The 25,455-nt window shown below is 44.8% G+C and carries 26 protein-coding genes; 5 read left to right on the forward strand and 21 right to left on the reverse strand.

Annotated elements, in window-relative coordinates:
- Positions 1-51 precede the first annotated feature (51 nt).
- The 10 genes from FRZ06_14720 to FRZ06_14765 all read right to left on the reverse strand — a co-directional run bounded on the left by FRZ06_14720 (position 52) and on the right by FRZ06_14765 (position 10,116).
- Positions 52-738, reverse strand: coding sequence for an MgtC/SapB family protein (locus FRZ06_14720; protein ID QOX64504.1), 687 nt, complete (start codon positions 736-738; stop codon positions 52-54).
- 156 nt (positions 739-894) lie between these two features.
- Positions 895-1,797, reverse strand: a complete 903-nt coding sequence (locus FRZ06_14725; protein ID QOX64505.1) for a ribokinase — start codon at positions 1,795-1,797, stop codon at positions 895-897.
- A gap of 108 nt (positions 1,798-1,905) precedes the next feature.
- Positions 1,906-2,577: a PHP domain-containing protein gene (locus tag FRZ06_14730; protein QOX64506.1), complete on the reverse strand. Its 672-nt coding sequence runs from the start codon at positions 2,575-2,577 to the stop codon at positions 1,906-1,908.
- Positions 2,578-2,640: 63 nt separating this feature from the next.
- Positions 2,641-3,426, reverse strand: coding sequence for an HAD family hydrolase (locus FRZ06_14735; GenBank protein QOX64507.1), 786 nt, complete (start codon positions 3,424-3,426; stop codon positions 2,641-2,643).
- Positions 3,423-4,457 carry a hypothetical protein gene (locus FRZ06_14740; GenBank protein ID QOX64508.1) on the reverse strand — a complete coding sequence of 345 codons (1,035 nt, stop codon included), beginning with the start codon at positions 4,455-4,457 and terminating at the stop codon, positions 3,423-3,425. The genes FRZ06_14735 and FRZ06_14740 overlap by 4 nt, the downstream gene beginning before the upstream one ends.
- 52 nt (positions 4,458-4,509) lie before the next feature.
- Positions 4,510-4,953 (reverse strand): hypothetical protein, encoded by a 444-nt coding sequence (locus tag FRZ06_14745; GenBank protein ID QOX64509.1) that lies wholly within the window; start codon positions 4,951-4,953, stop codon positions 4,510-4,512.
- Between the two features lie 48 nt (positions 4,954-5,001).
- On the reverse strand, positions 5,002-6,198 hold the full coding sequence (locus tag FRZ06_14750; GenBank protein ID QOX64510.1) for an ABC transporter substrate-binding protein: 1,197 nt from the start codon (positions 6,196-6,198) through the stop codon (positions 5,002-5,004).
- Positions 6,199-6,251: 53 nt separating this feature from the next.
- Positions 6,252-7,373, reverse strand: coding sequence for an ABC transporter ATP-binding protein (locus FRZ06_14755; GenBank protein ID QOX64511.1), 1,122 nt, complete (start codon positions 7,371-7,373; stop codon positions 6,252-6,254).
- Positions 7,374-7,507: 134 nt separating this feature from the next.
- Positions 7,508-9,340 (reverse strand): iron ABC transporter permease, encoded by a 1,833-nt coding sequence (locus tag FRZ06_14760; protein QOX64512.1) that lies wholly within the window; start codon positions 9,338-9,340, stop codon positions 7,508-7,510.
- On the reverse strand, positions 9,337-10,116 hold the full coding sequence (locus FRZ06_14765) for an HAD family hydrolase (GenBank protein ID QOX64513.1): 780 nt from the start codon (positions 10,114-10,116) through the stop codon (positions 9,337-9,339). Before FRZ06_14765 ends, FRZ06_14760 begins: the two co-directional genes overlap by 4 nt.
- Positions 10,117-10,451: 335 nt before the next feature.
- Between FRZ06_14765 and FRZ06_14770 the strand changes: the two genes are divergently transcribed.
- The 3 genes from FRZ06_14770 to FRZ06_14780 all read left to right on the forward strand — a co-directional run bounded on the left by FRZ06_14770 (position 10,452) and on the right by FRZ06_14780 (position 13,375).
- Complete coding sequence (locus FRZ06_14770; protein QOX65955.1) at positions 10,452-11,429, forward strand: LacI family transcriptional regulator; 978 nt, start codon at positions 10,452-10,454, stop codon at positions 11,427-11,429.
- 104 nt (positions 11,430-11,533) lie between these two features.
- Positions 11,534-12,424 carry a ribokinase gene (locus tag FRZ06_14775; GenBank protein ID QOX64514.1) on the forward strand — a complete coding sequence of 297 codons (891 nt, stop codon included), beginning with the start codon at positions 11,534-11,536 and terminating at the stop codon, positions 12,422-12,424.
- Positions 12,425-12,652: 228 nt separating this feature from the next.
- Positions 12,653-13,375: a GntR family transcriptional regulator gene (locus tag FRZ06_14780; GenBank protein ID QOX64515.1), complete on the forward strand. Its 723-nt coding sequence runs from the start codon at positions 12,653-12,655 to the stop codon at positions 13,373-13,375.
- A gap of 28 nt (positions 13,376-13,403) precedes the next feature.
- Here FRZ06_14780 and FRZ06_14785 read toward each other — a convergent pair whose 3' ends face one another.
- Together FRZ06_14785 and ugpC are read right to left on the reverse strand one after the other, a co-directional pair.
- Positions 13,404-14,012, reverse strand: coding sequence for a hypothetical protein (locus FRZ06_14785; GenBank protein ID QOX64516.1), 609 nt, complete (start codon positions 14,010-14,012; stop codon positions 13,404-13,406).
- Between the two features lie 213 nt (positions 14,013-14,225).
- Positions 14,226-15,317 (reverse strand): sn-glycerol-3-phosphate ABC transporter ATP-binding protein UgpC, encoded by a 1,092-nt coding sequence (gene ugpC / locus FRZ06_14790; protein QOX64517.1) that lies wholly within the window; start codon positions 15,315-15,317, stop codon positions 14,226-14,228.
- Positions 15,318-15,458: 141 nt separating this feature from the next.
- Here ugpC and FRZ06_14795 point away from each other — a divergent pair, with 141 nt between their 5' ends.
- Complete coding sequence (locus tag FRZ06_14795) at positions 15,459-15,968, forward strand: helix-turn-helix transcriptional regulator (GenBank protein ID QOX64518.1); 510 nt, start codon at positions 15,459-15,461, stop codon at positions 15,966-15,968.
- Here FRZ06_14795 and FRZ06_14800 read toward each other — a convergent pair.
- The 4 genes from FRZ06_14800 to FRZ06_14815 are packed head-to-tail and all read right to left on the reverse strand — an operon-like array spanning position 15,963 to position 19,092.
- Positions 15,963-16,448 (reverse strand): hydrogenase maturation protease, encoded by a 486-nt coding sequence (locus FRZ06_14800; protein QOX64519.1) that lies wholly within the window; start codon positions 16,446-16,448, stop codon positions 15,963-15,965. The genes FRZ06_14795 and FRZ06_14800 overlap by 6 nt on opposite strands.
- Before the next feature lie 29 nt (positions 16,449-16,477).
- A complete protein-coding gene (locus FRZ06_14805; protein ID QOX64520.1) occupies positions 16,478-17,902 on the reverse strand; it encodes a Ni/Fe hydrogenase in 1,425 nt (474 codons plus the stop codon).
- On the reverse strand, positions 17,895-18,719 hold the full coding sequence (locus FRZ06_14810; GenBank protein QOX65956.1) for a hydrogenase small subunit: 825 nt from the start codon (positions 18,717-18,719) through the stop codon (positions 17,895-17,897). The genes FRZ06_14805 and FRZ06_14810 overlap by 8 nt, the downstream gene beginning before the upstream one ends.
- Before the next feature lie 19 nt (positions 18,720-18,738).
- Entirely contained in the window at positions 18,739-19,092 is a 354-nt protein-coding gene (locus FRZ06_14815) for a hypothetical protein (GenBank protein ID QOX64521.1), read from the reverse strand.
- A 155-nt stretch (positions 19,093-19,247) separates the two neighbouring features.
- Between FRZ06_14815 and FRZ06_14820 the strand changes: the two genes are divergently transcribed.
- A complete protein-coding gene (locus FRZ06_14820) occupies positions 19,248-20,477 on the forward strand; it encodes a diguanylate cyclase (protein ID QOX64522.1) in 1,230 nt (409 codons plus the stop codon).
- Here the strand turns inward: FRZ06_14820 and FRZ06_14825 are convergent.
- The 5 genes from FRZ06_14825 to FRZ06_14845 form a co-directional block, all read right to left on the reverse strand.
- Entirely contained in the window at positions 20,456-21,457 is a 1,002-nt protein-coding gene (locus FRZ06_14825; protein QOX64523.1) for a hypothetical protein, read from the reverse strand. The genes FRZ06_14820 and FRZ06_14825 overlap by 22 nt on opposite strands.
- Positions 21,458-21,713: 256 nt before the next feature.
- Entirely contained in the window at positions 21,714-22,796 is a 1,083-nt protein-coding gene (locus FRZ06_14830) for a D-alanyl-D-alanine carboxypeptidase (protein ID QOX64524.1), read from the reverse strand.
- An 89-nt stretch (positions 22,797-22,885) separates the two neighbouring features.
- The gene (locus tag FRZ06_14835; GenBank protein ID QOX64525.1) at positions 22,886-23,662 is read right to left on the reverse strand and encodes a DUF881 domain-containing protein; all 777 of its coding nucleotides are present in this window, start codon (positions 23,660-23,662) and stop codon (positions 22,886-22,888) included.
- A gap of 394 nt (positions 23,663-24,056) precedes the next feature.
- The gene (locus FRZ06_14840) at positions 24,057-24,728 is read right to left on the reverse strand and encodes a hypothetical protein (protein QOX64526.1); all 672 of its coding nucleotides are present in this window, start codon (positions 24,726-24,728) and stop codon (positions 24,057-24,059) included.
- Between the two features lie 118 nt (positions 24,729-24,846).
- Positions 24,847-25,254 carry a hypothetical protein gene (locus tag FRZ06_14845; protein ID QOX64527.1) on the reverse strand — a complete coding sequence of 136 codons (408 nt, stop codon included), beginning with the start codon at positions 25,252-25,254 and terminating at the stop codon, positions 24,847-24,849.
- Positions 25,255-25,455: the final 201 nt, after the last annotated feature.

Genomic DNA, 25,455 nt, shown 5'->3' on the forward strand with positions numbered 1-25,455 from the left:
CATAGTTGGCAATAACCCGCTGTGAAAAATTTGGGCGGATTGATGTGTTCGTTATAGATCGCTGATCTTGGTTACGCAAACGCCTTCCAGCTTTTTTAACTCTGACGTAAATCCGTCTTTGTCAATTTTTTTGCTGGACTTGGTAAACCCAAATTTAGAGGTCACATGGTAGATGACTTTTTCCTCTCCGATTTCTTCTGCGATGTCCACATCATTGAGAATCACATCATATCCGGAGGCTATTTTTTTCGTACTGATCAATGTACCCGAAATATCGGAGCACACCATTTCTATGGCCAGTCCCTTACGCTTTACTTTTCGGAACTTTTTCTCAAGATAATTAAAAATGGTCAGCGTTATAATAATTGCAATAGTTCCCAGCATAGCAGACTCGTAAAATCCGCCTCCTGCCGCCAGACCCAGACAGGCTACAGCCCAAAGGCTTGCTGCCGTCGTAAGACCACGTACGGTCAGCCCCTCTCTCATAATCGTCCCGGCGCCAAGAAACCCTATGCCCGAAATAACCTGCGCCCCTAGTCTGGTGGGATCCATGGTTGTGATATCGGCATACTTTTCCAAAGACATCTCACCCATCAGCATGACTACAGCAGCGCCAATGGCTACAAGCATATGGGTTCTGAGCCCTGCGGGCCGATTGTTGTTTTCCCGTTCCCATCCGATGATTCCTCCAATTGCCATGGCTAAAACGATTCTGATTATCATTTCGATTAATGTCATGGTTTCCCTCCTTTCCAAGGTATCGTAGCACTCCAGTCTCACCGACAGCCATTGTACTCTGCCGGCAACACCAATTTGAAAAATTCACTCTACATAGAATATTCCGCCGTGATTTCTCCGGTGTCTTCCTGACAAGCAAACTTCTCTCTATTTATGTTATAAAATATATCCATCATAAAAGGATTTGATGTATTCTTCTACATCAGCACGATCTCCTCTGAAGGGGCCCACCGTTTCCATTTTAAGAGATACCAGCGCAGATGCAAAAAGCAGCGCCTCAGGAATATTTTTTTGCAGTCGTTCTGTTATGTAACCGCTGAAGCAGGTATCACCCCTGCCAGTTCTGCCGGAGAGATTTCTTGCTTTGATCGGACAGGTGAAAATCTCTTTTCCGTCATACACGAGTACTTCTGTATTGTGGGTGATCATAATTTCCTTTGCACCCCACTGGTAAAGCTTTTTCGCTGCTTCTACCCGATCTGTTTCTCCCGTTAAAATCGCTGCTTCTGCGGCGTCCGTTTTCAGGAAATCGATATATTGGAGATGCGTTGTTTTGTCTGCCCAATCATAAAACACCATGCTGCCATCAGGTTCCGCATGCCGCAGCAGACATTGAACATCAACTGCAACCTTTCCGTCCTGACGGCTCAGTGCTTCGATCATTTCACTGGAGAAATCTCCGTAAATCAATCCCGCAAGATGATAGATTCTGGTACTTACATCCGGCAGTTCCTCTATTTGAAAGGGATCACAAACACCGATGGCCTTGCATTCCCGAGTTTCCTTATCTGCAGTAAAATATTGGTTTCGGATTGAGGTAGTCCTTTCGGATGCTTTCCAGTAAAGCTCGGCTCCAGAGGCTTCAAACGCCTTTTCAAGGTCGGCATCCTTTGGGTTCAGCTTTGTAAAAAGTGCTGTTTTATGCCCAATCCGAGAGGCCGCAAAGCCAGACTGGACAATAGCGCCGCCTACTTCCTGGTATTCGTTTCCCTGATGGTCAATGTTATGATCCAGAGAAACCGGTCCAATAATCAGTGTGTCGTATTCCATTTTACTCATAAACGAACTCCTATTCCATATCCTATTTCATAGTTGTATAGACGACTTCATTATAGTACAGGAAACGATTTCTGTAAATAATATTTCAAGAATTTGTATAGACAAATTTTATTCAGCAATGATCCTGTAATTACCAGAACGCAAAAGTGCTGCGAATTCAAAGGAGTCCTTTGGAAGTGTGTCTGTCAGAATACCGCTGGCGCACTGATCCCCCGGACGATGGCAGTCAGATCCACCGGTTTGTATCAGGCCATGGCGCAGAGCGTAGGCCTTTGCCATGTGATCGCAGCTATCATGCCTGGGGTTTGGATTGTATATTTCGATCCCATCGATATATTCTGCCGGAGCAGGGATGCAGGAATCTCGAAATGGATGTGCCTGGATCAAAACCGCACCATCTGCACGGGAAAGATCAATGAAATTTTGAATTCCCATCTTCATTACTGTATCAGGGTCTTCCAGTAATTTATGACGGAATCCATAGAGCAAATAGTCGTTATCACACTGATCAAAACGAAGCTCAGCTCCTTCATAAACCAAGATTCCATACTGCTCTGCTGCCTTTTTCAGCTGCACATACCCTTCCAGAAAAGCTCTCACCTTATCTCCTGAGCCGGAAAGATCAATTCCTGCATAGTCAAAGCAAAGCCTGTTATAATGGTCAGTCACACAAATTGCCGCATACCCTCCTTCATGATAAACTCTGGCCAGCTCATCGGGATACATCCATCCGCAGTGGCTAATCAGCTTAGTATGAAGATGCGTCTCAATTTTATACATACTTATCTCCTTTGTTGATTTATCAAAGACAGAGGGGGGCAAAGCCGCTCCCTCTGTGCCTCTTTACGTTCTTTCTGTGCTCTGCAGCTGGTCGAGATATGGAATCAATTCTTCCATGGAATAGATGATGCGATCCGGTGCACAAGCTCCTGCTGATGCCTTGGAATCGCTCACCTCAGTCATAAACGAGCAAATCTGCACTGCCTGTGCAAAGCCGGCCTTTTTAGAGCCGATGACATCCCTGGATACCGTGTCGCCCACATAGACACATTGTTCCGGCCTGGACTGCATCTGCCGTAACGAGATTTCAAAAATAGAGGGATGCGGCTTCCGATATCCCGTCGTACTGGATAGCGTTACATCCAAAAAGTAATCTCGTATCCCATACTGCTCGAGCACATTAAACACAGAATAGAGGGACGCAGTGTTGGAGATCACTCCAAGTTTGTATCCCCGCTGATGCAAGGCTTCCAATGTCTCCTTTACCTTAGGGCGCATTTCCCTGTGGTAGTAGACGGTTTCCCACGTCTGAGCCAATGCTTCCGCAATGGGAATGATTCTTTCCCGTGGGAAGCCAAACTCCCGCAGGTAATAATCAGGCCATATCTCTTCCGGCTTTTTTTCCAGCATGACACTCTGGCTCCATTTTTTATAGGAATCCACTCCGCGGTGCAGGCGCTTTTGGAATTCATCGGAATTGCAGTCAGTCTCCAGACCGTTGCGGCTGAGGAGACCCCTGATTTCAACGATAACAGCTGCTGCCGTTTCCTCATTGTACCAGATATCCTCAATTGTACCGCCCATATCAAATAAAATTGTATCCGGCAAATTAACCTCTCTTTTTCTCATAAGTGATACCTAGCCCAAACTGCATTATGGTCTGACAATTCCTTTGCCTTTAGTCCCTCCAGAGCAGACCCGGCCGGTGCAAACCCGCAGTTTTCTTTCTCAGTTGATATAATTCGACTTTCCAAAGGCTCAAGTCCCTTGAAAAGAAGCCAGTCAAGCGCTAGTGTCAGGTTACCGCCGTCAGGAAGGGGCTTCCTCCTGGTTCCCTCTGCAGATGCAGATTCCTGATGAGTAAAGCCCCATTCTCGGGCTGCAGGCAGCAACGGTTCGTAATCAGAAAGATGTTCAAGCCGCCGCCGCAGCAACTCCGGATTTTTTGCAAGAAGCTGAATTTCCTCTTTGCTTCTGCCGTCAAAGGCATTTGTATTCAGGTCTCCTCCCAGCAGCACTGGTATTTCCGGAAACAGCCGCGCTGCCTCTTTGTAAATTTCAATCATCTGACGCAGCCGTCCCTGACCGTCGGTGCGATTTTCAAGATGAGCAGACACAACACCAAGGGAACGTCCGCAAACATCTATCTCAGCAAAAACAGCGCATCTGCTTCCAATTCTTTTCTGTCGGTCGAAGTACCAGTTGTACTCCTCCGGCAGGTGCAGCGTCTTCGCCCATTTAATGGGATACTTTGAAAAGACCGCGTTGCCATGGTAACCCTTTGTTGAATCTGTCTGTGCCAACTCGATAAATTCAAGAGCAAACACATAGTTCATATTGAGTGCCCTGCCAATTTCTGCAGCAACGTCCCGTTCACCGGAGCGTATGCATCCGTCATCCAGTTCATTGGCCAAAATCAGATCAAAGGGCTGAATCTGCGGAGAAAATTTCAGAAAATCGATCAAGGCATCGCAATGAACTCCCCGCTCCATATTAAACAGCAGCGCACAGATTGTTTTGGGAGCCGCCTGCAGCGGCTTATCGGCGTGATAAATATGGGCCTCCTCAAACTGCGGAATTATTCCCATTACTTCTCTTTGCGTCATTGTTTCAAGCAGCTCGCCTAGTTCTGCGCGTTTCCCCTGATCGATTGCATCCATTTGATCTCCTCACTTTCTAAATGTGTCATCATTTTGTTTTAAACGTCAGCCGTTAGATCAATAGCGCCCTTTGCCTTTGCCGCCTGCGCAGTCTTATATAAACACTCCAGCTGACGGCGTTGCCAATCAGAACAGGCCCCGTACCATAGAGGATCAGCATCTGGAGCATCAGACTGCGCCTGTCAACCGGTAGGTTGAAAGACACCAGACCTCCGAGAATCAAGCTGATTGTCATAAAAACAAAGGCACCAGGTACGATTCGTTTGTCTCGCAGAGCGAAGAAAATACAGCAGACTGCAGTTCCTGCCAGTGCCATTAACACGGCATGTAGCACTACAGAAAATTCATTGCTCACAACATTCACGTACCAAAACAGAGGCTCCGTCAGAAATGCGTACATAACGCCGAAGATTCCATAAAAGACCAGCCCAAGACAGAAACAGTTCAGGAGCAGCGAGCTTTTAGGTGTTTTGTCTTTGTTTAAAAACAGACTCATAATAACACATCCCTTTCTGATATTGATCAGAATCCAGCTGCACTGTTATTACAGAAGCTGCCAGAAGTCACGTACGGTATTGATATAGGTATAAATAACCTTAGAGTCAAACCCGGCAACATTGAGTTCCTTATAAGGTGTGGAGCCCTCAGCAGGTTCAATATCGTCTCGAACCGGCCACCCTCCCAAAGTATTAAACGGCTTGTATCCGGAGATATCTCCGTCGGTACCGCCCAGCATAAATCGTACGAGAAGCTTGGCTGCATTGGGATGCTGGCTTCCTTCCACGATATGGAGTGTGTTAACTGCAGGAATACCGGTATTCGGAATCAGATTGATCGGAACCAGGCACCAGCCATTATCCTCGTTTTTACGGATTTTTGAGGAGGAACAGAAGCCGATGGGCGGATTGGTTTGACCCTTCGTCCCTACAGCCTCTGCAATTTCATCCGAGGAGGATGCGTAGATCGGGTTATTCGCATGGAGCCTCTTGAGGAATTCATATCCCGCGTTTTCAACACCATCCGAAAGCTGAAGCTCTTCTCCGGTCAATTCCTTATAAGCGTCAGCAAGCTGCTGAGGTGTGTCTCCCACACAGAAGCCAGTGATCCATGATCCCCAGGAAATATCATCCAGCGGATTCTGCATCATGATACGGCCCTTCCACTGTGGCTGGGTAATTTCCCAGATGTTTTTAATGGGTGCACCGTTTGGATTCGCTTCTTCGTTATAGAAGAGCTGTACCAATTCAATATAAAGAGGGGTCTGGGTCTCTTTCAGACTGTCGTCTATCTTAGAAGCAATCTCCGTTGGCAGATAGTTATAGAAGATCTTATTCAGAACGTATTCATTGTACAACGTACCGTCAAGATCCTTTGCATGAACGACATCGGCAATATTCTGGCCTGCCTCGTGTTCACGCGTGACTTTTTCTAAAAGTTCATTGTGTTTAATATCAAAGGGAATACACTCAACCCCTGGATATTTTGCCATAAAAGCCTCGGCAACTTTTGTGCAGCGTGATGAGATAGAATAGAGCGTCACCGTGCCCTCTTCCTTTGCCAGTTCATAAAGCTCCGCCTCAGTCTGATCCATGTTCAGAATCTGTGAGCTTTTTTCCCACTCTGTCAGTTCTCCCTCTGCTTTACCTCCCTCGGAAGAAGCTTTTTTTCCTCCACAAGCTGCCAGTGAAAAAACCAAGGTTATGGCTAAAAACACAGCAACCAATTTCTTCAGTTTAAACATGCGAACCTCCTTTTACTTTTTACATCATTAAATTTTATATTTCGTGCAACGTGTTACACGGAATATTTGATCAATGCTTCGGATGTTTTATCAAAGACGTTAATTTTTTGAGGGTCGATTGATAGATATACGGTTTGATCCGGGCTATAGTTGGTAATCCCCAGCGTCTTTATTACCATGCTGACAGAGTTTACCTGAACGGTTACCAGTGTCTCCGAGCCTGCAGGCATGGATGTGTAGATCCTGGCTTCGATATCTGAGGAATTCTGCCGCTGGGTATGAATCACCACCTGCTCGGGACGAATGCCAAGAACCACTTCGAAAGAACCGCTTTTGGGAGCCTCTTCTGTCATATCGGATGGCGGAAATGCGAGCTTTCCAAGGGGGCCGGAAACAGTCATGCTTCGCTCGTTCACTTCAGCCTGGGCATTGACAAAGTTAATACGGGGATTCCCGATAAAATCTGCAACATAGAGGTTGCAGGGATTGTTATAAAGCTCAAGAGGAGGGCCCACCTGCACAATCACACCTTCCCTGAAAATGGCGATTTTCGTTGACATCGTAAGCGCTTCCACCTGATCGTGGGTTACATAGATCATCGTTGTGCCCGTTTCCGTATGCAGACGCTTCAGCTCACTGCGCATATCCACGCGCAGCTTGGCATCCAGGTTTGATAAGGGCTCGTCTAGCAGGAGCAGCTGAGGCTTTGATGCAATTGCTCTGGCGATTGCAACACGCTGCTGCTGTCCTCCGGAAAGTTCCGAGGGATAGCGGTCAATATACTGCAGAATCTGCATGCGTCTTAGGGCGTCTTCCGTAAGCTTTGCAACTTCCTTTTTGTCCAGCTTTTGTATATTCAGTCCAAATGCGATATTATCACGTACCGTCATGTGAGGCCAAAGTGCATAAGATTGAAATACCAAGTTTAGACCGCGCTGACTGGGCGGCGCATAATATGCTTCCGCAGTGTTGATCACTTCTTTTCCGTCCATATGCATCGTTCCGCTTTGCGGCTTTTCCAGTCCGGATACCACACGTAATGTGGTGGTTTTTCCGCAGCCGGAGGGGCCGAGAAGGGTCATAAAGTCGCCGTCTTCGATGGTCAGGCTCACATCTTTCAAGACATGATTTTTTCCATAATACTTATCGATGTTCTTCAATTCAATTTTGCTCATTACCATAACTCCTTTTTTGCCGTTATCTTATTTTTCGAAGCGTTGATTCATGCTGCGCGCACATCTGCGCCTTCTCCATTCCATCAATACTCCCTTGGATGGCGTTTGCCATCTCTCGGTGGTGTTCGGATTCCTCAGCCGCCCATGCTCTTTGACAGGTCTGCCTTTCCTGAGAGGTTTGCTATCGCATAAACCAGGAACACAATTGAAAACATAACGATTGCTACACAGTTAGACGCCTGAGGAGCATTGCCGTTTTGGTATTGAAAAGCCAGATACGGCAGCGTAGTGGTGGTCGGGGTCATGATGAGGATGATCAAATCCAGCTCCTTCATAATCGATACAAAGATCAGCATAAAGCCGGAAACAAATCCCCCTTTGGAAAGCGGGAAGATAATGCGGATGAACCGCTTGAAAAATCCTGCTCCGGCAATGGAAGCGGCCTCTTCAAGCTCGCCGCCAATCTGCAGCATATTGGCGGTACCTGCACGGGATGCAAAGGGCAGATGCTTGACGACAGAGGTTAAAGTCAGCAATGCAAACGTTCCATAAAGCGACGGAATCAGAGTGACGCCGAACAGTTCCTGGGACTTTGAGAACATAGACAGGAAAATTCCGCCGAAGGCAATGGATGGGATCAAGTACGGAATAAACACGAGCTGTTCTACAATCCTGCCATGAAGTGTACCTCGTCCTTTGGCGCAAATATAACCGATGATCTGTCCAATGATCGTACCAAATACACCGTTTACAAACGTCAGCTTCAGGGAATTTGTCAGGGCATTGATGAAATCTCTGTTTTTGAAGATACCGGGCAAGCCTTCCATAATAGCAGGGTTTGGATCTCCGATCCAGTAATGGGTGGTAAGGTTTGCAATAGAATAGCTCCCCTGCTTGAGCATAAAGGATTCCAGGATAAGAATTGCAATAGGCGTAATGATGCCTACGGCAAAGAAAACAATCAGAATGACCGTGATGAGCGGTTTATGTATTCCAAGTCCAAGCAAGGTAGACCGTCCGCCTTTCCCTCCTATGGTAGCAAAAGATTTTCTTGAACCGATCAACCGCTGATTGATAAAAACGGAGATCGAGGCAATGCAGATCATGATTAACGCCATAGCGAAGGCCGTCTGCGTATTTTGAGACTTGTTATTCATGTACAGCTGACTGGAGAGGGTAACGAAATTCACCTTGCTTCCCAGATAGTTGATGACGCCAAAGGTACCGATTGCCTTTGAAAAGGTCAGAATAACAGCCGAAAGCATGGCAGGCATCACCAGGGGGAAGGTTATTTTACGAAGTATGGTGTACTTGCTGGCTCCCTGGATTTCCCCCATTTCCTCCAGCTCCGAATTGATAGAGTTCAGTGCTGCCGACACCAAAAGATACGCGTAGGCGTAATAGTGGAGAGACAACACCGTTATGATGGCCACAGGCCCGTAAGCAAGCCAGTCAGGGACATCAATACCAAGACTCATTAAAAACCCCGGAGCACCGCCGATTCTCTCAGTTTTAAACATGGAAAGCCATGCCTGGGATTTACACCAGGAGGGAATCATATACGGCATGATGACTGCTAACGAGAAAAAGGGCTTAAATGGCAGATCGGTTCGGACCATGAGCCATGCTAGGACGGAGCCCAGTGAAATGGCACAGACAGAAACACTTACGCCAATGAGCAGAGAATTCATCAGCGGCTGAACCAGCAGTCTTCCGCTTAGCTCGCTGGCAAGCAGGCGCTTCCAATAGTAAAAGGTAAAATCTCCCGCTTGACCGCCTGTTACCCGGAGATCTTTCTGTGCCAGGCTAAAGGTGGTCGATATCATATCGAGCAGCGGCAGAATGATTAAATACGTCAAAAGGATGATAGCTACGAGAACAATGATGTTATACGGGTTGGTAATAATCGATTTGATCTGATTTTTCAAGCGTTTTGATTTGCTGTAAGGCATTACTGCTGAATTCATGAATCGCTTCCCCTCTCTTTTCGTTCCGTGTTATACTGTTTCACTATGGGCGGAATTTCTTCCAGGGACCTTATGGAATAATCTGATTGATATCCGCACGCAAGATACTTGGCATCTTTATGGGCGATGCGCGGATTTTCAATCTGAATCATCAGCTCCCAGCCTGCTGCCCGAACACCGCGCACATCTCTTGAAATAGTATCACCCACATAGGCCGCCTCACGAGCCGTGACGTCCATCAGACGAATTGCTTCATCGAACATGTCTCGGCGGGGTTTTCTGACACCATACTCACTGCTCGCAAGGATAAACTCAAAATACTGTGATACTCCATGCTCCGCAAGGATGCGCGGCACGAAAGTGCGGCTCATAATATTAGAGATTACACCAAGCCGAAAGCCTTCATCAATAAGCCTTTTCAGCGTCTCTTCCAAACCTCCTCTGGGGGTAATCACCTTTCTATAACGGTCAAACAAGTAGGAAAGTTCTTCCCCCATGCCGCGGATTTTTTCCGAAGGTACGCCAAAATCCTTAAGCATAAAGTCACACCAGATATCATCTCCCGGAAGCTCAATCAGTTCCTGCTCGCTAAACGCTTTGTATTGCTTTGCACCCTTGTCGATGTGGGTTAGAAGCTGCTCCGGTGTTTCTGCAGTTTCAATTCCGCGTTCTTTTAAAAAGCCAAACAGCCTTTCAGCAAACGCCAAATCATTATCCAAAGTCGCATCCTGAACATGAACTGTGCCGCCAATATCGAACCATACCGTTTTAATCATATGCTTCACCTACTCGTTTTCAAAATTACTGTAAACGTTTCCGATTTTGTTATGTTTGATGCTACCATTCAATTTCTAATTTGTCAATAGAACTTTTTTTTAAAAATTTTCACCCATTCATGCAACTTTTCATTTGATCAATTGTTAAATTTCCAACACTTTCATATTGTGTACATCTACCGATCCCATGGGATTTCTTACTTTTTAAGAAAATTTATACCCCCTTCTTCAACGATCCATATTGACACCTCATTTTATTATTGCTATAATTTCTGTAAACGTTTCCGAGAAATGAAGGTGATCATATTAACATTACAATTAAAGACATCGCAAAAATGGCGGGGGTTTCCTACGCCACCGTATCAAGAGCATTAAACGGCAGTGATCAAGTAAATGAAAAAACCAGACAACGGGTTCAGGAGATATGCGACAGTGTTGGTTATTCTCCAAATGCACTTGCCAGGGGTTTGGTTACCAATTCCAGCAACGCCATCGGCTTAATCATACCAAATATCACAAATCCATTTTATCCGGAAGTCGCCCTTGGTGTGGAAGGCGAAGCCAGAGCCAGAGGATACAATGTATTTCTCTGCAACAGCAACTTTGAACCGGAACGAATGGAGAGCTATTTTAGGATTCTTATTGAACGAAGAGTCGAAGGTTTGATTGTGGCATCTGTACCTGACGCAGCGCGGGGGCTTTTTGATTTCTATCGAAAACGCATGCCCGTTGTCTACATTGGCAGCCGTCCGGCAGATGAAGAATGCAACTGTGTGGCCACAGACAGTGTGAAGGGCGGATATCTTGCTGCTGATCATCTGATCAAACTAGGCCACCAAAGAATTGTATTTATCGGAGGGACGAGAACCAGCAATTCTCAAATTGACAAATTGAAGGGTTTTCGACTTGCTATGGAGGAAAATGGCTTGCAGCCAGAGGTCCGTCTCAACATCAACTATCAATATAACAAACGAGAGAGCGGATACGATATGGCCAAGGTTCTGATTCAAGAGAAAAATCCCCCCACCGCAATTATGGGTTCCAATGACATGGTTGCGCTGGGCGCACTGGAGGCATGCGAGGAATACGGTTTAGACGTTCCCGGCGACATGTCCATTATCGGCTTTGACGATATCCCCTACGCTTCTCTGCCAAAAATACAGCTCACTACAATTGCACAGGCCAAGGATCAGCTGGGAAAAATTGCAGTAGACATGCTATTCAAACTAAAAGAAAACGGTTTGAAGAACAACTGCATGAAAGAGGTCTTACAGCCAGAACTCATCATCAGATCCAGCTGCCGCAAACTATAATCCCTTTTCACAAAAAACATTTTGCACAAAGAGATTAAAAAAAACTGTTACAATGCGAAATAAAATGATACGGCGATGGTATTAAGAGAGGATAAGAATTCGATATGAAACATTACGATACCTTTATCATCGGCCATATAACACAAGATCAGAACATTACCGAGAACAAAGAAGTATCCGAATCCCCAGGAGGAGCTGTGTTTTTCAGTTCCTATGCCTCGTTGGCTGGCGAACGCGCAACAGGTATATTGACCAAGACAGCAAGGGAGGACCGGCATTTATTGGATGCCTTTAATGTTCCAAAAGAAGATCTCTACTATATTCCTTCCGAGCATACTACGCTTATGCGGAATGAGTTTTTTTCAGCTGACAGAGAGAAACGAATCTGTACGGCCTTAAGCATTGCAGATCCCTTCCGGCTGGAGGACATTCCTGAAGTAAGCACAAAGATTTACCACTTAGCCGGTTTGGTCTACGGAGACTTTGAGAATGAAATGATAAAGCCTCTTTCGGAAAAAGGACTGGTCGCTGCTGATATGCAGGGATTTTTGAGAGTTTCTAAGAATGGCTCTATGGTTTTTATAGATTGGAAAGACAAAATGGAATACCTTCCATATATTCACTTTCTAAAGACAGATGCTGCCGAGGCGGAGATCATGACAGGCTGTTCCAAAACAGAGGAAGCCGCCAAAATCATGTTTGACTGGGGTGCCAAGGAAGTCATGATAACCCACAACACAGAAGTCATCGTATACACTGAGGAAGGCTTATTCCGATGCCCGCTCCGCCCAAGGAATCTGTCAGGGCGAACAGGAAGAGGCGATACTTGCTTCAGCACGTACATCACCGAACGGCTTTACCAAGGGGTAAAAGAATCCCTTTTATATGCGGCAGCCACTGTATCGTATAAAATGGAGTCCCCCGGACCCATCAAAGCCAGCCGCAAGGATATAGAAGCTTACATAACAGAATTTTATGCAGATGAAATTCGCTGAAACCGGCCTCAATAAAATTGATTGAATAAAGGAAACTCCCTTTGTTTGTCTGATAAGATTGCATTGTATGGTGTTATCAGGCATAGGAAGGGATTTTTCTTGTTTTTTTGTTTGGTTTTTCTTATTCGGTTCTTCTTGTTTTGATAAGAGATACAAGCTTTAATCTACCATTTCTCCTCTTTTTATGGTATATTACCTTTATCGTGTTTCTATTTAGGAGGTTGGTTCATGAAGAAAACAGCATTGGCAATACAGGCAAAAAATCAGTTTTTAGCGCTGTGCGAGAAGGGAACCTTTACTGCGGGGCAGCGTATCCCGTCGGAAGCGGAAATGTCAAAACGGTTTGGAATCAGCAGGGAAACCTGGAGAGCCTCTTTGGAGCTCCTGCGCAGAGAAGGGATTCTTTATTCGAAACACGGCGCCGGGACTTATTTGCTTGGTTCGGCTCATAAAATTGAAAACGACCTGTCGGAGCTGCGTAGTCTTTCCGAAATGATCCGCAATGCAGGCATCACGGAGATTGCACCTGAAATTGCTATCAGCCGCGAACTGCCGCCTGAAGAGGTTTCCGACCTGCTGCAAGTATCTGCGGATGAGCCCGTTATGGTCATCATAAGAACTCGATATGCGGAATCCGGTGCGATCTGCTCCAGTGTAAATTACATCCCTGGACAGCTGGCGGATGAGCTGGATGAACAAAATCTTCCGGTTTCTATTTTCCGATATTTTGAAGACAAAAAGGGAGTGATCATCACTCGTTCCGCTACCCGTATCGTGGTTCCAGATAAGAATGATCCCTTGACCTCAGAGCTTCGTAAAATAAAGAACGTGTCTATATTAGGGTTGAAACAGCTTCATTTTGATTCCAGAGGAAATCCCGCCATGTACGCCATCGACTATCTCCGCTGTGATCTATTTGATTTTTCCGTCACCAGAACGAGACCGCGCTGATGCACAAGACGATCACATTTGGAGCTTGCTAAATTTCTGTTTCTTGATATTCAGGCAGCACCGAATCCCAAGCAAGCCCTTCTTGGATTCCCCATTTGCCATCTTTATTAGAAACATAAAACCGGAACGCTTCATATCCCTTATCAGAAACCACTTTACCGTCAAAGGTCAAATTAACTTTATACAGGTCATACTCGAAAATGCCAGTCGTCAGCTCTCCGACGCCGTTCACCGAGGCGACTTCTTCAAGCGTGAACGCCACACTGTCCCACACGTCACCACCAAAGCACTCTCTTAGGAAGATACGCTGATCATCAAAACACTTAAGCATAAAATCTCGGACTTCTTTCTCGGTCCGCCCCCCCATCAGAGGACTTTGTTTCTCCGCTTCTTCCAGCGGCATTATTATGTCTTCCGAGGTTGGATGGCAGGACCCCGCCCATGTGGAGTTCATCATGTCGAGCAAGGCTTCTTCATCCCCTGCCGCCAAAGCATCTAAATATTGGCTCGCTGCACGGGCCGCATATTCTTCTTGCGTTACAGGCTTCTTTTCCCATTCCTCGCACCCAGCCATATCCAATAGAAACAGCATTGCAAAGCATATAATCGCAAATGACTTCAAAACATTGTGATTCATACTCTTCTCTCCTCTGTTTTTCGTTAGGTTATTTCCAGTATATCACAGTTCGGCTACAATAAGGTTAATTTTTTCACAATCCATGATAATTTATTTCAATATTTTTGATTATTTTGATTTTCATGTTTATTTGTTTTTTCGTTTAAGCGCTTGACAAAAACAGCCGAAACTACATATGTGTTTCGGCTGTTAACAATTTCTTTCATTATAGTATTAATTGCTGATGACAGCTTCGCTTTCCTTGTCGAAAATGTGAAGCTTCTCAGTGTTGATCGTAAAGCTCACCACAGTATCTGCTTTGCAGGTATCATTCACAGGCGTACGTACTACGATCCGATTATCGGCAAGATCGCAGTGGAGATATATTTCAGCACCCATCAACTCCACCAAGTCAATTTTCATTTCAACTGCTTCTGCATGCTCTTTGCCAACGATAATGTCTTCCGGCCTGATACCAAACACGACTTCTTTGCCTGCATAGGCTGCCAGGTTTTGCTGTTTGCTTTCCGGCAGAGCAATTCTGATACCGGCGAACTCCGCTGCAAAGCCGCTGCCGGTCTTTACAATGGTACCATTGATAAAGTTCATCTGAGGCGAGCCGATAAAGCCTGCAACGAATAGGTTGCACGGATGATTATAAAGATTCTGCGGCGTATCGATCTGCTGAATATAGCCGTCTTTCATAACGACGATTCTGTCACCCATGGTCATGGCTTCGGTCTGATCGTGGGTTACATATACAAACGTGGTTCCCAGCTTCTTGTGAAGTTTGGAAATCTCGGAACGCATCTGATTTCTCAGCTTGGCATCCAGATTGGAAAGGGGTTCATCCAAAAGGAATACTGCGGGATTTCTTACCATTGCACGTCCTAGAGCAACACGCTGACGCTGTCCCCCGGATAAAGCCTTTGGCTTTCTCTCCAATAGGTTCTCGATTCCCAGTACCTTTGCGGCTTCTTCCACCTTCTGTTTGATTTCTTCCTTCGGCATTTTTCTTAAGGTCAGTCCAAAGGCCATATTTTTGTAGACAGTCATATGGGGATATAGCGCATAATTCTGGAATACCATTGCGATATCTCTGTCCTTGGGAGCTACATCATTAACCAGTGCATCCCCTATATACAGTTCACCCTCGGAAATATCCTCAAGCCCGGCAATCATACGAAGCGTTGTTGATTTACCGCAGCCGGAAGGTCCGACTAATATAATAAATTCCTTGTCTTCAATTTCAAGATTGAATTCCTGCACCGCAACAACATTGCCCGGATAGATTTTCTTAATGTTTTTAAGTGAAATATTGGCCATCCAAACCACCTCCTGTTTTTATCAAGTTCAGTCTAGCATGGCCTGTAATTCGTCACAAGTGCATTTTATTGATATTTGAGGGTAAAATATTGATATGTATTTTAAAATTGATTATAATTAGGGGGTACTGATTCATCCTAAATGTGTCTTGGGCATTTTCAAATTTCCAGCAAGACACAAACTAGGGTTATATTACAGCTGCGCAAGCCTTTGGAAAGGAACAACAGGAATAACATGGAGCAAGTCATCTTTTTATCTCAGCGCCAAAAGGAATCATTCCCAGCCTTGGTTCGTGACGCAATCTCTCTTATCGAAGTGAACTTCGCCTTTCTCTATGGGATTGATGAACTCGCAGACCAGCTGGAAGTGACTAAGCCGCATCTGATCCGCCTATTTACAGCAGCAACCGGGATCTCTCCCGGACAATATTTGATCCATATCCGCATGTACCACGCCCGCGGTATGCTGCTGTCCGGTGCTGATACCCCACTTGAAATCATCGCCGGGGCCTGCGGTTATTCCAATGCCAATTATTTTTGCAAGGCCTTTAAAAAGCAGACAGGAATGCCTCCCTCTGAGTACAGAAAAGTTTTTGGCAGGGAATCCCAACATTCAGAGCCTGACCCTATTATTCAAAAGCTGTACCTATAGTAGATAGTTTTCAATATGCCCAGCTACCACATCAACGATGCGGGGAAACTTTTCCTTCATCACCTCAGACAGCCCGATTCGGCAGTTCACAGAGGCCGCTTCAATTCCGATCAATAGCCCTGCCCTTTCGCAGCCATAGGTTTTCATCGCTTGCAAGATGCTATAGTTATGCGCCATAGCAGCTTCCGCCACACCACGGAAAAATTCATCGTCCATTTGGAAAACGGAAACAGTTCCCGGCAGGTTTCCCGTATGCGCCGCATCGATGAGTATGATTCTTTCTGTCTCTTCCAGTACATCAAGGCAAAATTCCGTATCGGTCTCCCCCTCTTCCAGCCTAAGCATCGGAAAACTCTCTCTGTCTCGCAACTCTTTTACTACGTAGTTGCCAATACCGTCATCCTCCATAAGCCGGTTCCCAATTCCCAGCACTGTTAAGGGCTTCATGGCACCGCTTTTCAGCGCAGCCTCATCTTCCATGGCTCGCCTTCCTAATGCAGTCTCAATTTTCACGGCACCACCGTAATGAATTTCGGTTCCTTATTGGGATAGAATACATGGGTGGCGCAGGAAACGCAAGGGTCAAAGGATCGTATGATTCTTCCTATTTCAGAAGGACGGTCTTCGTCTGCCAGTTCGGTACCGATCAGTGCTCTCTCTGCAGTCCCCGGCGTGCCGTCATTACCGTGAGAAGAAAGATTCCAGACCGATGGTGTAATGATCTGATAAAAGTCAAGCAAGCTATTTTCAATTTTGATCCAATGACCCAAGGCGCCCCTGGTTGTATCTGTCAGCCCTTGGCCTCTGGCTGCATTGGGTGTGAGATATGGCGCCTGTCCAGTGGGTCCAGGAATCATCTGATCAAGTAGAACCAAAAGGATCTCGTGTATTTTCTTTGCTTCCATTACCCTTGCAATATATCGGTCCATGGTGGAAATTCCACGGCGATACTCGCCGCTGAGCCACTGCCTGGCAAGAGGTCCGCTCTCAAAGCTCAAGTTTTCCATTTTGGATGCTTTGATAAAAGAATAAGCACCTTCCTTATTTTGATCATCCATCGGTATTGTCTCAAAGGGCGTATAGGTATCCAGAGAATCCGTGTACCACGAATAATCGATTTCCTCTGTAATTCTGCGAGGGTCAAGCGTTCGCACTGCGCCGCCGGCAGCCGCATCTACCGATACGGAGGGTTCTACATACAGCGTACCCAGCTCCGGATAGAAATCAAAACATCCGAAACTCAAAAGATTTCCATAACCTGTCCCGTTCTCATAATAATCCGGATAATACCGTGCCAGGGTCCCCGCGTCTGGAATCATCACATTTTCTATGAAATCACCGATTTCCCTTAGAATTGATTGGCATTTTACAATGCTGTCTGCATTGATCGACGCAGTGGTCCCTCCCATGAAAATTCCATGATTATGCGGTGCTTTCCCTCCGAATAATGCCAGAAGCTGATGGGCAGATCTGCTAAGCGGCAGGGAGTCAAAGTAATGCTGGACGATCACATCATTCGTTTCCTTCGGCAGTCGAAAATCTCTGAAGTTGGTCTGATACAGCGGATAGTTTTCCGGCATCTTTACGAAATCCGGCACTGTGAACTGGTAGAAATGTCTGATATGATTCTGCAAAAATTCGCAGCCATGCATAAAGTCTCTGACATACCGCCCCTGTATCGTGGGTTCTACACCAAATGCCTGTTCCAAGGCAATGGTTGCCGCTAGGCTGTGAGCAGTAGAGCAGATTCCGCAAATCCGTTCAGTATAATAGATAGCATCCAGCGGTGCTCTGCCCTGCAGCATCATCTCAAACCCCCTGAACATCTGTCCTTTTGTTCTTGCATCAATAATACGTCTGTTTTCCACCGTAACTTCAATTTCCATAAATCCGCTGATTCTTGTAATTGGGTTTAGAATTATTTTTTCACTCATCCTCCAGCACCTCCACCAATTCTCCTTCCCTATCAGTCTCTAGTGTAAAGTACCGGACGAAGGGTTCCATTACATCAGGAAAACCAAACTGAGCGCAGCCGATACAGTTGGTGTTGGCTTGAACCGGCCAGTTGATCCGCTCATTCCATTTTCTGATAGGACAGTCAGTAGTCGTCATGGGTCCGCGACAGCCCAGCATGAACATGCAGGTGGGTTCTCCCAGCTGTGTAGCAAAAATGCCCTGATCAAAATAGGATCGTCTCTCGCAGCGCCTATGAATGGAAGTCCCGTAAATAAACACAGGCCGTCCCTCTTCATCCAGCTGCGGCTCGCCAAAGTAAATCAAATGGGCCAGTGTCCCAAGAAACCAGTCTGGATGACACGGACAACCCGGAAGCTGAATCACACGCCGCTGAAGAACTGACTGAATCCCCACACTCTCACTTGGATTCGGTCTTCCCGCTGAGACTCCGCCGTGGCTAGCACATGCCCCTACCGCAATCACATACCGTGCACGCTCCCCAAGCAGCTGTATCATTTCAAGAGCAGTGATTGACCTGCCCTGCCAGTTGCCCACAATCTGGTATCGTCCCCCGTTTTTCAACGGAACCGCTCCCTCCACCGCAAGGATAAACTCCTGATCCATCAAGGCAAAAAGATGCTCCAAAGCTTCTTCTCCCTCAGCTGACATAAGGCTGTGCTCATACACAAGCTCAACCATTTCAGAAATCATATAGTCAAATCCCGGGTCCGCTCCATCCAGAAGCGAGATAATATTTCCAGAGCAGCCGTTCAGCTCCAGCCATACCATTTTCATACCGGATAAGCCGGCCATATTACCTCACCAGCCTTCCCACGATGTTCAGGCGCTCTAATATGGCATGATTATGGCATCTCAGAGAGACTTCGGAAACATCGGTACCTGCAACCATATCATAGTGAAAACCCTGTCCCCATGTGGAAAATCCCGTTACATCGTATACAATGCCGTTGACTGCAACGTAGGCAGGTCGCCCCTGCCGCCCATTATATTGTGCCAGCTCTTCTAGTGTGAAAATAGGAAGTCTCTCATAGACTCCACCTGGTTCAGACAATTCACGTTTCCCGTACAGTTCTAAGCCGCTTTGCTCATCATGATTCGGACCGCTTGCTTGACCCGTCTGTCTTCCCTTCGTCTCATCCCAATCCATTACCGTCCCCCCTTTTACCCTATCTCATCTTATTATTTGCACGAAATGTTTATTCTCCAAATCTTGATCATTTATTGCATCCAATCGGGAATTCGCCATTTGCTGTCACATTTCCCTTAATTTCTTAGATTTTGTATGGTTTTCAAAACTCTGATATGGTAATATATAGTCATCCCATCTTTTCAAGGAGGAGAATCCGGTTGAAAAAGATTAGCGGCTCTAGAATGATCTTCTTGTACATAACGATCGTAATTGTTTCCGTAGTATCCCTCATCTCCTCATTGTATCTTTACAACAGCGTTCAAAATCTGCTGGTGGAGGAACGAGGCCGGAAGGCGCTGGGGGTCTCCATTGCCGTGGCTAAGATTATCCAGCAGGATTATGCCTCATTCCGTAATCTTCTTGAGGTTGAAAACTACGAGGAAGGGAATTATGATGAATCCTATTATATAAAGATGCAGCAAATTTTCCAGGAAATTAACGTACAGTCCAACGTCAAATTTGTCTATTGCGGCAAACGGATTTCCGATGAAGAAATGGTCTATCTGTTTGACGGAGAATCTCCCGGCAGTGTACTCTTTTCTCCCATCGGCTCTGAGGATGATCTGGATGCAGTGGAGAAGAAGACTTATGCAGAAAAAAAGCCAAATTATACTTCTATCGTAAAGGATTCTGACTGGGGAGAGCTTTTGACCGGCGTTGCCCCTATCCGTGACCCGTATACCGGAGAAGCCGTCGCCCATGTGGGCGTAGATGTCTCAGCAGAGCAAATCTACAGGTCACTTTCAGGCATCAAAAAACTGATTGTGATTAACGCCATTCTGTTTATCCTTATTACTTCACTGATCATCTACAAATTACTTTCCATGAACCTTTTTTTCATGGAGAACGACTATCTGACCGGCTTACACAGCAAGGGGTTCGAAGAGCGTTTTCTTGACCAGCTCATAAAAAAATCTACCATAAACGGGAAGTCCTTTCCGCTGATTATGATAGATTTCGATGATTTTAAACTCATTAATGATGAATACGGCCACCACTTCGGCGATTGTGTATTAAAACAGGTAGCTGATATTCTTCAAATATGCACCCGATCTGTAGACTGCTGCGCCCGTTACGGCGGAGATGAATTTATCATTGTTTTGCCCGAAGCCAATCTGGAGTATGCATCCTTTGTCTGTCAGTGGCTGCTGAAAGAGGTCTCAAAGCAGCGTATCAAGACCAAAGACGGATGTTCCGTCTCTGTTTCCGTCAGCATGGGAGTCGCCCTATGGAAAAAAGGAATGACTTCAGAACAAATTCTTGAACACGCTGACAAAGCACTTTACCATTCGAAACGGACTGGTAAAGGAAGAATGGTTATCTATAAAGAGGATTTGGAATGAAATTGGCATTTGCACATTTTAATAGTTTTCCCGCCGGGAATATCCACCGTGCAGGAACCGCACAATCCTTCTCCGCAGCAGATATGGAAGTTGTTGCTCATGGCCAGATTGGCAGAGGGAAGAATCCTCTTTGTCAGAGCGCCCAGCTTCTCGATATAATAATCTGAGACCAAAAGGATCACATTATCGTAGCCTTTTACTCTCATCATTGATTCCATCACCTGCTCTGCCTCTTCATCAGCAAGTGCCATGTATTTAATTGTTCCAATTGCTGACTGTGCTTCATCGTCCATATAGTCGCTTACCAGTTCGTCGCTGATCTTCTCTGTGTCGATAATCATATCGATGTGATCTTTTGCCATAAGTGCTTGATTAATCAAGATACCCGGCGCAATTCCGATCCCTTTTGCAATAATCAGTGTCTTCGTCTCCTTTTTTCGTTTTGCCAAGATTGCTGATAAGCCCTGAATTCCGTTACGGTACGGGCCTCTTACCAACAGCTTCTCTTCTTCTTGCATCAGCGCCTTTGTCTTTGTCGAAATCACCTTGATCGCAAGGTGTACATATCCTTGCTCTACATCTGATTTCATCACCGAAATTGGTATATCATAAAACCCGGAAGCACCGCGGGCTTTCACAAATAAATAGGATCCTGGTCTCCCGGCTTTCATTGCGAAACCTTTGCCTACGTCAAGTACGTAGACAACCAAGTCCTCTTTATATAGCTTTTTACTGACAATCTTCGCTTCAAAATCCTGTCTCGGATTATTCACCTTGCGATTTCCCTGTATAAATTCATTATAGATACATACCCCATGCCATTCGCAGTCACAGTAATGTTTCCCCTGCAGCCTGCTGCATACCAGACAATCTCCCGTCACCGCAAGATAGCATGGGCAGTTTTCCGTTCCCGCATCGATACAATTCATTATATTTTGAGTTGGCACGGATTTGCTCGCATCTAAAGCACCGTAGCTCATTACACTGCCCCCATTTCAAATCCACTGATTTCAATTGAAATTGCCGCGCACTTAGGGAAGCTCTGATTTAATGGAATTTGCGCAGATGTACGCATGGAATCAATCAGTGTTTCCTTATAATAGTTTTCGCGGCATTAAATTGGAGGAACGGCGGAATCCGCCGTTCCAGTACACTGTATTATGATATTGCGAGCCACTAGAAATTGCTACTTTTGATCAGACTTGAAATTGGATTGTTTGAAAATTACTCTGTCGTTTATTCCACATCCTCCATATAGTAGAGTGGCGTGGAATAGAGGTAAGTACCGTCTACATAAATTTTCAGTTCCCCGGCTTCCTGCCATCTTGATACAGGCGCCTTTGGTTTTTGAGGCAGAACATATTCGATGGAAATTTTGCTGTCAGAATCCTTTCTCACCGGACAGGTAATATCTTCCTTTGGTCCGATCAGCACGAAGTTCTTATCTCCGCCCTGAATTCCTACTGCTTTTAACGGGCGCTGTCCCGGAGCAATATTTGCAGTCACATACTGCGAGTATGCATAGTCCATGAGCTGATAGGTATCCTGAAACCAGTTCGGTGCATTCATCACAACGCAGATCAATACCATACCGTCTCGCTCAGAGGATGCCACCAGAGTTCTTCCCGCAGCCTTGGTATACCCGATTTTGATCCCGTTTCCCCCGTCATATTGGTATACAACCTTGTTCTTATTATAAAAATAGTTGTATTTTCCTTCCCCTCGATTGGTCTCCCAGCTCTTCGAAGCAGCAACTTTTCTAAATTCTTCATTTTTCATAGCAGCCTGAGCTATGAGGGCCATATCTCTTGCAGTGGTATAGTGGTCAGGATCATGTAGGCCATTGGGATTTGCAAAATGGGTATTGGCAGCACCGAGTTCTTTCGCTCTGCGATTCATCATTTCAACAAACCCATCTTTGCTGCCTCCGATTTCCTCAGAAATTGCGATAGCCGCATCATTTCCTGAACGCAGCATCAGTCCGTAGACCAGATCCCGCAGTGCAATTTTTTCTCCCACCTCAAGATATATGGAAGATCCCTCCACGCCGGACGCATTGGGCGAAATCTTAACCTTCTTATCCAAGTCTCCGTTTTCTATGGCAAGCAGCGCGGTCAGGATTTTGGTAATGCTGGCCGGATATGCCTTTTCATCTGCGTTTTTCTCATAAAGCACTTCTCCGGATTTCGCCTCAATCATGATCGCAGTCTGGGCTGAGATACCCGGCGGCTGCGGTGCCGAGACCTCTTGTTCCCCATAGGCCGGCATGCCGAAAGCGGAAATCAGGACGATCAGTACTACAATAATCATCTTCCTCATAAAAAAATCTCCTTTGCATTATTTTTCGTAACGACAAAAGAGATATGCTTGGTAATATTATGTTGATGAAATTTTTGAACAATCACGCTTTATTCTTCAGGCTCTGCATATTTATATTTAATATGATTGCTATACCTTGGAATTTCTATCCGTTCATTTTTCTCTAAACGTACTTGCAGCCCGTATTGATTTTTCATCACATCAAGGATGCCCTTCCGAAGGGTAAGCAAAGACTCCATTGTATCGGGATTTCCGGTAGCTTTGATGATGTATGGTGGTGCGGTCGGCAACCTATTGATATAAATTGCATTGTTCACATAGTTAAACTCTGTTGTGGCAATAATCCGCTGCCCATTGATGGAAATAGCTTCCGCACCTGCACGTTTCAAATGATTCATAAGGTTCACCAGCAAGTCGTAGTCAAACAGTATCACACTTCCCCCTTCGGGGATATATTCACTCAGAATATCGAGCTCTTTTATATATTCGGGCTCTTTTATTGTTATCGTAATTCCCGGACCTTCTACATCATAGACTCCCGCACTCATTTTATATGTTTCCAGCTCTGCCATTCTCGACTTTAAGACTAAATTTCCACTGATGATTTGTTCTTCCAGCTTCGTCATTTTGCTTTCGGCTTCCGCAAGCTTCTGCTTAGCCTGTTCTTTGTCCGTTCTAATGATGCTAAGCTGCTCTTCATACGCCTTTGCCACATGTATCGGGATAAGCCCTACTCCATCCGTATTTTGTACCATATTAAGCTGCAGCGAAATGAGTATCCCTGCAAGGAAACAGGAGGCAAAGAGTACAATGCCGTTTAACTTCTTGAGCATCAGATTATCACCAACTTTAAATTTTAGTTTCATGTTTCATATACAATTTGAGTGCTTTTATAATTAGTCTAAAGAAATAAACCGTAAAAGCAATGAAAAAATGAAGATCAGACCGCATGTGATTACAAGGGGTCAATTTATAAAGAGCCTCTCACCAAAATCATCGGTGAAGAGGCTCCGACTGTAAAATTATGAAAGAAGGGCTCTGCATGCAGACTATGATTTATTTTGTTTATTTGATGAGTAGCCTAAATTAGCCCGCAGTTCACGTATCTTTAAATCAAGGAATACATTTAACCTGATCATTGTATAAAGGAATGTACATAATATTGTTATTATTAATATCAATACTATAATACTCCCAACTGGCATTCCTAAATTATCAGCCATTTCATTCTCCCTTCTTCTATTTCAATGTTACATTCAATTATGGGCGTACAGTCCATTTTGATGTAAAAATTCCGTGAGCATTTGCTTGTGAATAACACTCTAAAGAGAAGTTTAGGTACAATACATTACCCGTGAATAAGGTATCTGCCCATGAATTCAGCCTTTCATCATCGCTGTGATCGGTATCAACCCCATAGTCCGGACCAATTCCAGTAGTATACGCTTTCACATTAGTAATTGTTGTGTAAATTCGGTTAATAGCTTCAACCCTTTCGTTATAATCAATTCTTTGATAAGCTCTACCTACAGCCAGTATAGCATTATCTGCAAAATATCGCTTATTTGTCGACAACAACCCAGCACTATCTTTAAATGTTGTATAAGTGGCTGTTTGCACTATTGGCAGTTTTTTATTTTTATCAAGATATAAAGTTTTCGTTTCAGTTCTGATGATAGAATCATCATTTTCCACTATTGTTACTACTGGTTTAATGTCATCCATACGTTGCAGCGTATTTTGAATTAGAGCCACATTATTAACTGCCTCTATCTCTTCTACAGAGACATTCAGCGATTTTGCAGCAGATTGAACAGCTTTTTTATCTAAAAGTGCATTACTTTTCATTGTATCACTTTCTGAAGCAAAGGCAACTGAAGTTGCTGCAAAAGATAAAGCCAATATAAGTAAAAATACTAAAGTTTTTTTCATTGCTATTTTCTCCTTCGTTAAAAAGATATAACTTACAAATACGAAACGGCCCTGCACATACACATCCCTCCATTTTGATTAAATCAATTAATACAGTCACGGATCTCAGATTTCCTAACTATAAATATTTATAATATGTCCGTGAAACAGTCTCACCATCAATATGTTCAGCCAAGTTAACCTTAACTCTATAATCCATATCTTTCTCCAGAGAAAATTTAGTGCTGTGCTTTATTGTTCTCCCATTAGCTGTTTTTGTTCTGATCGATTGAGACGAATCATTGAAGGACAAAGCTCCTTTTGGCGCTTCTTGTAATGTAATTTTAGATACAATTTTTTTACATAATGGTTCAGACGAGGTTGCCGAAACCGTGACTTCCCCTGTTGCTTTGAAGGTAATCGTATATGTAGATATGCTCTGAGATTGATACCCTAAGCCAAAAGCACATATTGTTTGAGTGTAGCTAACGACCAAAATCAGTAAAATAGCTAAGCAAAAAGTACCTAAAGATAAATTTTTATTCATTATGAACCTCCAGAATATTAATATGGTAAAAAACCCCTTTGTTTGTTAGATGCATATCAAAATGAAATGATACAAATATGATATGTAAAAAATAGAAAAATCTTGTAGATATTTTGTAGTAGTACCAAGACTTCCCGATTAACTACGATAAAGAGTTCCTAACCAAAACTATTAGAAGTACATGAAAATAGCCGGGTTATC

This window comes from Clostridiales bacterium, assembly GCA_015243575.1.
Lineage (GTDB): Bacteria > Bacillota > Clostridia > Peptostreptococcales > Anaerovoracaceae > Anoxybacterium > Anoxybacterium hadale.